Source organism: Nosocomiicoccus sp. HMSC09A07 (genome assembly GCF_001808485.1).
In the GTDB taxonomy this organism is placed as follows: domain Bacteria; phylum Bacillota; class Bacilli; order Staphylococcales; family Salinicoccaceae; genus Nosocomiicoccus; species Nosocomiicoccus ampullae_A.
Genome location: NZ_KV793623.1, coordinates 37546 through 48440, shown reverse-complemented (window position 1 = coordinate 48440; position 10895 = coordinate 37546). Strand labels below are relative to the sequence as shown.

At 35.3% G+C, this 10895-nt stretch carries 10 protein-coding genes and 1 riboswitch; of the genes, 3 read left to right on the top strand and 7 right to left on the bottom strand.

What is annotated here, in order from left to right; all coding sequences use genetic code 11:
* On the top strand, positions 1-761 hold a 761-nt coding region (locus tag HMPREF3177_RS00430), incomplete at its 5' end, for an IS3 family transposase (RefSeq protein WP_168161291.1).
* Between the two features lie 82 nt (positions 762-843).
* Here the strand turns inward: HMPREF3177_RS00430 and HMPREF3177_RS00425 are convergent.
* From HMPREF3177_RS00425 to lysA, 6 genes are read right to left on the bottom strand one after another with little or no spacing between them, the layout of a single operon-like run.
* The gene (locus HMPREF3177_RS00425; RefSeq protein ID WP_070456247.1) at positions 844-1809 is read right to left on the bottom strand and encodes a diaminopimelate dehydrogenase; all 966 of its coding nucleotides are present in this window, start codon (positions 1807-1809) and stop codon (positions 844-846) included.
* Positions 1802-2539 carry a 4-hydroxy-tetrahydrodipicolinate reductase gene (gene dapB, locus HMPREF3177_RS00420; protein ID WP_070456245.1) on the bottom strand — a complete coding sequence of 246 codons (738 nt, stop codon included), beginning with the start codon at positions 2537-2539 and terminating at the stop codon, positions 1802-1804. The genes HMPREF3177_RS00425 and dapB overlap by 8 nt, the downstream gene beginning before the upstream one ends.
* An 11-nt stretch (positions 2540-2550) precedes the next feature.
* Entirely contained in the window at positions 2551-3429 is an 879-nt protein-coding gene (dapA, locus tag HMPREF3177_RS00415) for a 4-hydroxy-tetrahydrodipicolinate synthase (RefSeq protein ID WP_210388777.1), read from the bottom strand.
* A 12-nt stretch (positions 3430-3441) separates the two neighbouring features.
* On the bottom strand, positions 3442-4398 hold the full coding sequence (locus HMPREF3177_RS00410) for an aspartate-semialdehyde dehydrogenase (RefSeq protein ID WP_070456241.1): 957 nt from the start codon (positions 4396-4398) through the stop codon (positions 3442-3444).
* Positions 4399-4410: 12 nt separating this feature from the next.
* Positions 4411-5586 carry an aspartate kinase gene (locus HMPREF3177_RS00405; protein ID WP_070456238.1) on the bottom strand — a complete coding sequence of 392 codons (1176 nt, stop codon included), beginning with the start codon at positions 5584-5586 and terminating at the stop codon, positions 4411-4413.
* Between the two features lies 1 nt (position 5587).
* Positions 5588-6874 carry a diaminopimelate decarboxylase gene (lysA, locus tag HMPREF3177_RS00400; protein WP_070456236.1) on the bottom strand — a complete coding sequence of 429 codons (1287 nt, stop codon included), beginning with the start codon at positions 6872-6874 and terminating at the stop codon, positions 5588-5590.
* Between the two features lie 63 nt (positions 6875-6937).
* Positions 6938-7082: riboswitch (Lysine riboswitch) on the bottom strand.
* Between the two features lie 226 nt (positions 7083-7308).
* Here lysA and HMPREF3177_RS00395 point away from each other — a divergent pair.
* Together HMPREF3177_RS00395 and HMPREF3177_RS00390 are read left to right on the top strand one after the other, a co-directional pair.
* Positions 7309-8418, top strand: a complete 1110-nt coding sequence (locus HMPREF3177_RS00395; protein ID WP_068130426.1) for a PfkB family carbohydrate kinase — start codon at positions 7309-7311, stop codon at positions 8416-8418.
* Positions 8402-9316 (top strand): pseudouridine-5'-phosphate glycosidase, encoded by a 915-nt coding sequence (locus HMPREF3177_RS00390; protein ID WP_068130423.1) that lies wholly within the window; start codon positions 8402-8404, stop codon positions 9314-9316. Before HMPREF3177_RS00395 ends, HMPREF3177_RS00390 begins: the two co-directional genes overlap by 17 nt.
* A gap of 334 nt (positions 9317-9650) precedes the next feature.
* Here the strand turns inward: HMPREF3177_RS00390 and HMPREF3177_RS00385 are convergent, their stop codons facing one another.
* Positions 9651-10568, bottom strand: a complete 918-nt coding sequence (locus HMPREF3177_RS00385) for a nuclease-related domain-containing protein (protein ID WP_070456234.1) — start codon at positions 10566-10568, stop codon at positions 9651-9653.
* Positions 10569-10895 lie beyond the last annotated feature (327 nt).

Sequence of the window (10895 nt, the reverse complement as noted above, 5' to 3'; positions counted from 1 at the left end):
AGAAAGATCAATGGCTAGTAGAAAAAATTAAAGAAATTGTATCAAAACATAAAGGTAGATATGGTTACAGAAGAATCAAAGCAATACTCGAGCACAGAGAACAAATTGTGGTGAATCATAAGCGCTTGTTACGTATTATGAAAACCTATAATTTACTGTGTCAAAAATTCAAAAACAAATCGAGAACACGTTACAGTTCATACAAAGGGCAAGTTGGGAAAATCTCTCCAAATAAGGTAAAGCGTAACTTTAAGCCGAAAACATTTAATCAACTATGGGTGACAGATGTCACAGAGTTTGCGTTACCTATCAAAGGAAAGAAACTATATCTATCAACGATTATGGATTGTTATAACTCTGAAGTGATTGCCTATCAATTAAGTCGTTCACCAAACCTGGCAATCGCTATAAATCCTTTAAATAAAGCACTTGAGGAACACCAACACAATCTAAACCAATTAGTTGTTCACTCGGATCAAGGATTTCATTATCAGCATAGTAGTTGGGGAAATACCATAACAGAATATGGTGCAACAATGAGTATGTCACGTAAAGGAAACTGTTTAGATAATTCACCGATGGAGAACTTCTTTGGCTTATTAAAGCAGGAAATGTTTTATGGAGAAGTATTCAAGACATATGAAGCATTAGAGATCGCAGTACATGAATATATTAGATACTATAATAAAGATAGAATTAAGCTAAAATTAAAAGGCATGTCTCCTGAAGAATTCAGGAAACATACCTTACAATCTGCTTAATTCCAAAAGTCCAACTTTTGGGTAGCACAACAGCAATGTGTGGTGTTTTTTTGTATTAAAAAAGTCCTACATAATGTAGGACTTATAGTAATGACTGAATCATCTCTTCAGTTGTGCGTCTTGATAAGTAGCTTGGTGGAACGTCGAATAATGATTTTGCACCGAAATTTTTATCTTTTAAAAATCTATATGCCGCACGTGCAGAGGCAACTGCGACAGATGCTGTAAATTCTGGGTTACTGTCTAAGTTTAATTCTATTTTATAGGTTGCTTGATTGTTGTTCGTAAACCCACGTCTTAATACATATCCACCATGATTTAAGTTTTGATGACTTTCTTTAAATTCATCTTCAGAGATAAAGTAGACGTTTGTTTCATAGCCTTTAAAGTAGTCTGGCATGTTAATAATTTCTTCTTTTATATCTTCGTCAGTTCTTGTATTGTCGCTCACGATATATACGTCACGAATATGTGCAGCTTCTTTTGTATAATTGACATCTTTACCGTCTTCGATTTCTTTGACGAGGTGATCATTTGGAAGTGTATACTGTGCACCGTATTTTACACCGTTGACTTGTCTAACAGCGTCACTATGCCCTTGAGATAGACCAGGACCATAAAATGTATATGTTTCACCATTTGGTAAAAATGATTCACTATATAGTTTTTGTACAGAGAACACTCCAGGGTCCCAACCTGTACCAATAATCGATACGTTTTCATTGTCCTTTGTGATTTTATCTAAAATATTATAATGGTTGAGTAAATCTTGGTGATTATCATAACAATCGACTGTAGAGAAGTGAGTACTGTAAAATTCTCTCGTTTCTGGGATGTCATTCTTAGATCCACCACATAATATAAGAATATCGATATCTTCTTTAAAGTCTAATATATCGTCAACATGATATGCTATCGTGTTTAAAGACTTTGGATCACGACGAGTAAATACCCCGACTAAATTAAAGTCGTCATTATAAGAAAGACTCGTTTCTACACCTTGACCTAAGTTTCCATATCCAACGATACCTACGTTAATTTTACTCATTATATTTCACCTCTAAAATGTCATTTACATCATATAATCCTTGAGTTTTTGTCACGATAAATTGTGCAGCTTTTAAACTACCTTCAGCAAATATTCGTTTAGAATATGCGGTATGTGTTAGTTCTAATACTTCATCTTCACCGAAGAAACTAACAGTATGTGTTCCGACAACTGTACCACCTCTTAGGGCGTGGATACCGACTTCATTACTTTCTCTTTTCGCCATACCCTCTCTACCGTAGTTTTCCGATAAAGTATTATCTCTACCATTATTTACCGCATCAAATAACATGTGAGCTGTACCACTTGGTGCATCTTTCTTTTTATTATGGTGCGTTTCAGTAATTTCAATATCAAAATTTTGTAACGCTCGAGACACTGTTTCAGCAAGTTTTTCTAATATGTTAATACCGAGACTATAGTTACCAGCATAAACGATAGGAATTTCTTTTGATGCTTTATTGATCTCTTCCATACTGTCAATTCCAGTCGTTGCAATAACGACTGGAATCTTTTTAGTTGTTGCGAAATCGAGTAGAGGAGAGAGTAAATCAGGCGATGAAAAATCAATAATTACATCGATATTTTCCTTCACATCGTTAAAATTATCGTATATATGATCTTCATTACTATGACCGATACCAGCAGCAACTGTATGATTTGAATCCTCAATTGTTTTAACTAATACTTGTCCCATTTGACCGGTAATTCCAACAAGTAGTATATTCATAGACTTCACCCTTATAATCTATTTAAATTCTTTAGTGTTTGATGAATGCTTTGCTGCACGTTTTCTTCAGCGACTGTAAGAGGTAATCTTAACTCTGGTGTACCAAACCCGAGTAAGTGAGTCGCGTATTTAATTGGTACTGGACTCACATCAGAAAACGCCGCTTCTATAAATGGTAATAATTTTAACTGTAACTCTTTTGATTTTTTAGAGTCACCGTTTAAGAAACTATGGACCATCTCACTCGTTTCTTTCGGGAAGACATTTGCAACGACTGAGATTACTCCTTCAGCACCGACAGCTAGCATCGGTACAGTTAGATCATCATTTCCTGAAATAATCTGGAATTCATCAGGTGTATTATTTCTAATATTCATCGTATACGATAAATCACCGGATGCATCTTTAATACCACAAATATTTTTATGTTTAGATAATTCAACAACAACGTTTAGTGGAATATTATGACCCGTACGTCCTGGAACTGAGTAGAGCATTACAGGGACCTTGCTGACGTTTGCGATCTCAGTAAAGTGTTCAATTAAACCAGTGTCTGTACCTTTATTATAGAAAGGGGAGACGACGAGAAGTCCGTCGACGTCTAATTCTGACACTTCTTTACTAAATGAGACTGCGTCTTTGGTGTTATTGTTTCCTGTACCGACGATGATTGGTACACGTCGATTTACTTTGTCGATTGTAAAATTAATGACTTCAAGTTTTTCATCAATAGACAATGTTGCTGCTTCACCAGTAGTACCGATTGAAATAATAGCATCGATTCCTTCTTTAATTTGAAATTCAATAAGTTCACCGAGTGCTTCAAAATCAATGTCACCTGTGTTTGTAAATGGTGTAACAATCGCTACACCTGAACCTTTAAATAACATAATAATCTCTCCTTAATTTAAAATTTCTGCAATTTGAACAGAATTTGTCGCTGCACCTTTACGGATATTGTCCGCAGTGACGAACATATGAATACCGTTATCTGTACTATAATCTCTACGAATTCTACCGACATATACGTCATCTGTACCATTTGCATCTTCAGTAATCGGGTAAACTAAATTTTCAATATCGTCTTTAATAACAACACCTTCAGCTTCTTCTAATGCTTTATAAATATCTTTAATATCAAAATCTTGTTCAAATTCGATGTCAATATTGACTGCGTGACCATTTTCAATAGGGACACGCACCGTTGTTGCGGTTACTTTTAACTGATCATCATTTAAAATTTTTTTCGTTTCTTCAATCATTTTCATTTCTTCTTTTGTATAGCCGTTATCTAAAAATACATCAATGTGTGGTAAAACACTTTGTTGAATGTTATACGGATACGTATTCGTCGTACCGTTTTTTAAATCTTCAATACCCCGAGCACCAGATCCTGATACGGCTTGATATGTCGTATATGTGATGCGTTTAATACCAAACTTTTGAAGCGGCTTTAACGCAACGACTGACTGAATTGTCGAGCAATTTGGATTTGCAATGAGTATTTCATCATTTAAATCGTCTCTGTTTACTTCAGGGACGATTAACGGCACGTTTTCATCCATTCGGTACACGCTACTATTATCAATCGCAACAATACCTTTTTCTTTTGCAAGGGGGATAAATTTCTCTGAAACTGCGCCACCTGCGGCAAAGAATAGTACGTCGATGTCTCTATCAAATACTGATTCTTCTAATTCTTCTAACGTATAATCTTTACCACTAAAAGTAATTGTTTCTCCTGCGGATTTTTTAGAACTAAATAGATAAAGTTCATCGACGTTAAAATTTCTTTCTTCTAACACTTGTAAAATCGTACGTCCAACTGTGCCACTTGCACCAATAATTCCAATATTCATTGTAAATTCCTCCTAAAGATCAAAATGTTTTCCGAGTTTTATTACGACGTCATCTGCGATTTTGCTATCGACGACATATGAAATACTAATTTCTGACGTTGAAATTTCATAGAAGAAAATATCTTCTTTAACGAACAATTCAAACACTTGTGCAGCGATACCGACTTGACTACGCATCGCAGTACCGACGATTGAGACTTTGGATAGGTTATCTTTAATTTCATAATCTAGGTTAAGCTCTGTAAGCACTCGTTTCGTATCTTCTATCGATGATTTTTCACTCGTAAACGTCACTTCTTTTCTATCGTTTAACCGTGTATGACTAATAATATCTACGTTGACGTTTTCTTTAGCGAGTTCTAAAAAGATATTTGAAATATTGACGTCTTTTGTATCGTGAATAATAACGAGTACAACGTCATCTAATTTTGAGACACTTGTTAGTTTTGTATCTTCCATATCATAAGCCTCCAGTACTTTTGTGCCTTTTGTTTTACCGTCGTTTAATAAAATTTCCATCGGGACATTAAATTTATACGCAAGTTCAACACTTCTTGGTTCAATGACTTTTGTGCCGAGATGCGCCATTTCCATGAGTTCCTCGTATGTGACGACGTTTAACTTTTTCGCGTCACTATAAATTCTCGGGTCAATAGAGTAAATGCCGGAAACATCCGTATAAATTGCACATTTCGCATTTAATTTTACAGCGAGGGCAACAGCTGACGTATCTGATCCTCCGCGACCAAACGTTGTAATATCTCCTAGAGGATTTATTCCTTGGAATCCAGTCACGACGACGATTTCATTTTGTCTTAAATGATTTTCTATACGTTCGATATTAACGTCAGTAATTTTATTTTTACCGTGAACACCGTCGCTTTGAAATCCAGCTTGAAATCCAGTTAACGCGACAGCTTTATGCCCGGCTTCATTTAAGTGAATCGCGAGGAGTGCAGCACTTTTGTTTTCACCAGTTGACACGAGCATGTCGAGTTCACGTTTAGAAGGTGTCGTGGACAACGCATGTGCCATATCTAATAACTCATTCGTCGAGTCTCCCATTGCTGAAACGACGACAACGACTTCTTCTGTTTTACTTTTTTCTAGTATGATGTCACTCGCACTTTTAATCTTTTCTAAATCTTTTAAAGACGAGCCTCCAAATTTCATGACGAGTCGTTCCATTTTAAAAGACCTCATTTCTTATTAAATCTTCGTAAGTTTCTCTTTTTACTGCAAGGTGCGTTTCACCATCTTTAACAAATACGACTGCGCCTCGCGGGATTTTGTTGTAGTTTGACGCCATCGACTCTGTATACGCACCAGTGGATGGTACTGCAAGTGTGTCGTTAATATTAGCTTTTGGTAACTTAATATTTTCTATTAAGACGTCGCCACTTTCACATAACTTACCGGCAATTCGGTAATTAGTTATTTTATTAGCAGTCATATTATTAGCGATTGCCGCAGTGTATTTTGCTTCGTATAAAGAAGGACGTAAGTTGTCGTTCATACCACCATCGATCAGTAAAAAGTCAATGTGACTTGACGGCTTAATATGAGAGACGTTATATAAGGTAGTTCCAAAATCATTAATTAATGATCGACCAGGTTCAATAGAAATCGTTTCAACATCAATATCATATTCACGGATATAATTTTCGAGTACGTCTATATATTCATTTAAAAAAATTTCGAGTTGAAGCGGCTGATCACCTTTAGTGTAGTAAACACCAAATCCGCCACCTAAGTTTAATTCATCGAGTTTTAAATTGAACTCTTTTTGAACGTCGCTATAAAATTCAATCATACGTTTTGCTTCAGTAAAATAAGACTTAGAGTCAAAAATTTGTGATCCGATATGACAATGAAACCCTTTAAAATCTAAATGATTTAAATGATTAAGTTCCACTAAAAACTGTAAAGCTTCTTGAAATGTCATTCCGAACTTAGAGTCGTCGTTAGACGTTTGAATATATTTATGAGTATCCGTTTCAATCGTTGGGTTGACTCTTAACAAGACACGTTGTGTTTTATTTAAGTTACTTAAAATATTGTTTAATATAGTTGCTTCACTTAAATTGTCTAAAACAATCGTACCGACATTTTCTCTTACTGCGAATTCGAGTTCTTCATAAGTTTTTGCGTTACCGTGAAAGTAAATATTTTTACTATCAAATCCTGAATGTTTCGCTACGAACAGTTCACCACCACTCACAACGTCGAGTGACAGTTGATGAGATTTTAATTGCTTTACTAAATAACTACATAAGAACGCTTTTCCAGCGTATATAATATTTGTGTTAAAAATACTTGATTTAAAATGATTTTTAAATAGGTTAATTTTTTCATCGATTCCTGCTTCATCAAACACGTAGAGTGGAGTACCGAACTCTTCTTTTAGCGTAGAAGTTGCTACACCACCAATTACTAATTCGTTATCAATCACTTCTGAAGTACCAAATAATCTCATCATTATCCTCCTTACAAATAAAAAACTCATGAGTACAAATGGCACTCATGAGTTCGGTGCCCTCAATGCAACTGCTCACCACTATAAGATTGGGCGTCTTATAGTGACAGTACTATTCTTATTCAGAAATAGTCCCAACGATCATATCGTTTCGGCGATGGCTCCTTTCGAAAATTCTACTATTAGCGCACCGCGGCCTCTTGTTACATTGAATATTAAGTTTTATAAAAATCTGAAAATTTCGATTAGAGAAAATATATCATACAAAAATGAAAGGGTCAAATTTGCTTTAAAAATTAATAGAAAAATATATATCGTCATGATAAAATAAGTGAGCAGTAGCAATGCGTTATTTTTCACAAAGTTATACTGCTAAAATTTTATCAATGTGCTGTATAATAATAGATAGAAATCGTTTGAGAGGAGATAGGCTGTTGGATCAAAGAGAGACTGAAGTATTAAATCTCATAAAAGAGAACCCGTTTATTTCTCAGTCGGAGTTGTCTAAAAAGCTTGGTTTAACTGCTTCGAGTGTATCGAGAATTATAGCAGATCTCGTGCATAAAGAGTTTATTCAGGGACAAGCTTATGTTTTAAATGAAGAGTTCCCGATTGTCTGTGTCGGTGCAGCGAATATTGATAAGAAGTTTTTTGTTCATGAAAAGTTGATTCATGGAACGTCGAATCCGATTGATTCTGCGCATTCTGTCGGTGGAGTCGTGCGTAATATCGCTGAGAACTTGGGTCGTTTAGGCCAAAATGTGGCGCTCATTACGACAAGAGGTGATGACGCAGAGTGGCTGAAGGTAAAAGAAGCTTCTGAAGCGTATATTAATTTAGATTTTACTGAAATCATCGAAGGGAAAAATACAGGCGCATATACCGCATTAATAAACCGTGAAGGCGAAATGGAGTACGGTTTTGCGGATATGAGTATTTACGATGAATTCACACCTGAAGTACTAATTCGTCAGACGTATATTTTAAAGCGTGCAAAATGTATTGTAGCGGATTTAAACGTTCCGAAAGTAACGCTTGAATTTTTAGTGGCATATGCAGAAAAACACGATATTAAGCTCGTATTTATTCCTGTATCTGGACCGAAAATGGAGCGTCTGCCGGATTATTTAGAGCCAGTGGACTGGTTGATTGTAAACCGCGATGAGACCGAAGCGCAGTTTAATATGGTCATTCAGACGGATGAAGATTTAATGGAAGGTGCGAAGCTTTGGAACGCACGCGGTGTGTCTAACGTCATCGTAACGAACGGATCTAAATCTTTAGCGTATGCGTCTAAAGATTATGAAAAGATTTACCCAATTAAAAAATCGAACCGCGTCGTCGACGTAACAGGAGCTGGCGATAGTTTTTCTAGCGCAGTGATTTACGGTTGGCTAAATGGGTATAGTATAGATGACTGTATTGAACTTGGTATGGTCAACTCAACAAAAACGATTGAAACAGATTTTACAGTACGTCAAGATTTAACAGAAAAGCAGTTAAAATTAGATTTGGAGGCTTATAGGAATGAATCATTTAATTGATCTTACAAAAGAAGTACAAGAAGCATTAGAAAATAATAAACCAGTGGTTGCATTAGAGTCGACTATTATTTCTCACGGAATGCCGTATCCCCAAAACGTAGAGATGGCGAAAAAGACTGAAGAAATCATTAGAGAAAACGGTGCAGTACCAGCGACAATCGCAATTATGGACGGCCGTATTAAAGTTGGACTTACTGAAGACGATTTAGAACTACTTGCTAAAGAAGGACGTAACGTTACTAAAGTATCTCGTCGTGACTTAGCAGAAGTTATCGCAATGAAAACACTCGGTGCGACGACTGTAGCATCTACAATGATTTGTGCGAACCTAGCAGGAATCAAATTCTTCGTTACAGGTGGAATCGGTGGGGTACACCGCGGATATGAAGAGCATATGGACGTATCAGCAGACTTAGACGAACTTGGTAAAACAGACGTCGTCGTAATTTCTGCAGGTGCGAAATCTATTTTAGACTTACCAAGAACATTAGAATACCTTGAAACAAAAGGTGTACCAGTAATTGGATATCAAACAGAAGAGTTACCAGCATTCTTCACGAGAGAAAGCGGACTTAAACTCGCATCACACTTCGATACGACAGAAGATATCGCAAAAGTTATTAAAGCAAAACACGATTTAGGACTTGAAGGTGGTACGAGCGTCGTAAACCCAATTCCTGAAGATGAAGCACTCGACAAAGACTACATCAACGGTGTGATCCAAGAAGCGGTAGAACAAATGGAAAAAGACGGTGTCGGCGGTAAAGAAGCAACACCTTACTTATTAAAAGCAATCGTTGAAAAAACAGACGGAAAAAGCTTAGAAGCTAACATCAACCTCGTATACAACAACGCAAAAATCGGCGCACAAATCGCGGTTGATTACTACAAGCTGTAATTAGATAATAGAAGTTAGTGCCCCCTCACATGGTGTGAGGGGGTTTTATTCATTAAATAATAGTGTATGGTTACTCGAATGTTTGACGAATAGAGGTTTATTCGTGAAGAAATTGTGGGAAGTTACACTGTAACTTAATGAATAAAGGCTCATTCGCTAAGAAATAGTGTAGAGTTACCCGAACCCTTGATGAACAGCGTCGCATTCATTAAGAAATAGTGTAGAGTTACCCGAACCCTTGATGAACAGCGTCACATTCATTAAGAAAAAGTGAATAGGAGTTACACAGAAACATAAAGAAGAACTATCAATTCTAGACGTAACCGTTAATTTGTTAGTGATTATTTTCTTTATCCACAAAATAGACCATACGACTTGTACCAATTCTTTCGTAATAGCGATTCATAATTTTTCTCAATTTATAATACGAAATGCGACCATCCGTGAAGTCATATATATTTTTATAAGTCACTTTTTCGTCTGGAAATAAGCTCTGAAAATCCTGGATAACTTCAATAATGATATCTTTTTGATGATAAAAACTACCGCACTGTTTGCAAATATATTTTTCATGACCATTTTCGACTAATTTCTCACCATCCAATCTACAAAAAATACCTTTATTTATAGTGTTGAACGTATAATTAACATCGCAATGACGAGTTATTTCGTTGTAACACATTAATATACGTTGTCTAATCGAATTGGCATGAGATTTTAGTGGGAAATTGTTTTTCTTCAAATTTTCAAGAAATGCTGGAAGTTGCGCGTTTGTAACAATCATTTCATCAATCGGCGCATTAAAAAGATGAAAGTTATTGTTAAGAAAAATCACATATTTTTCAATAGGAATACTATAATTTAATTGCTGCAGCAATTGAGTAAATTTATCACTAGTATCGTTAATTTGTTGTATTGGAGACTTCAATAGTCGATTTGTTTTAAAGGTATAAAAATTATTGTCTTGAAATACTAAATTGCCGTTATAGTTTTTTACTTCAAAAAGTACTATCTTATTATTAAAAATTGCTAACGTGTCAATTTGTCGTTCAGATCCGTTGATTATAAATCTAAAGTCATGAATAGTTGTACAAAATTCGGACATAATGCGATCAAAATTATTAGAAAAACTGATTTCTCCTTCATATCCTAAATTCAGATATCTCAAATATTGATTCTCATGGCTATTCAAATGCCCCCTCTTTTTTAAAGCGATTAACTGACGATGAGCAAGCGATTTTTTTATCTTCATATAATCCTCCTATATACAATATTCACTATATAATTATAAACTTTTCTACTCTTTATAGAAGCTAATTACAAGTTTTGATTATAAATATACTGTTTTAAAATTTCTGCGAAACAATCATGTGAATTACTTAAAAATTGCAACCCATTATTAAAAAACTGTAATGATATTGGAATTTTAAAAGAAGAAATACATAGTGCCTCTTAAAATTTCGCAACAATTTATGTTTGTATGTTCCGAAATTACTGGAGTGTCACTAGAAATGGATAATATGAAGTAATAATTAATAAGAGAGCACTTATTCGTGAAGTAATAGTGTAGAGATACCCG

Bases quoted from the DNA above. Each gene is read 5' to 3' on its own strand.
- HMPREF3177_RS00385 (WP_070456234.1), bottom strand. From the start codon at position 10,568: ATGAAGATAAAAAAATCGCTTGCTCATCGTCAGTTAATCGCTTTAAAA.
- dapA (WP_210388777.1), bottom strand. From the start codon at position 3,429: ATGTTATTTAAAGGTTCAGGTGTAGCGATTGTTACACCATTTACAAAC.
- HMPREF3177_RS00410 (WP_070456241.1), bottom strand. From the start codon at position 4,398: ATGAATATTGGAATTATTGGTGCAAGTGGCACAGTTGGACGTACGATT.
- HMPREF3177_RS00390 (WP_068130423.1), top strand. From the start codon at position 8,402: ATGAATCATTTAATTGATCTTACAAAAGAAGTACAAGAAGCATTAGAA.
- HMPREF3177_RS00405 (WP_070456238.1), bottom strand. From the start codon at position 5,586: ATGGAACGACTCGTCATGAAATTTGGAGGCTCGTCTTTAAAAGATTTA.
- dapB (WP_070456245.1), bottom strand. From the start codon at position 2,539: ATGAATATACTACTTGTTGGAATTACCGGTCAAATGGGACAAGTATTA.
- HMPREF3177_RS00425 (WP_070456247.1), bottom strand. From the start codon at position 1,809: ATGAGTAAAATTAACGTAGGTATCGTTGGATATGGAAACTTAGGTCAA.
- lysA (WP_070456236.1), bottom strand. From the start codon at position 6,874: ATGAGATTATTTGGTACTTCAGAAGTGATTGATAACGAATTAGTAATT.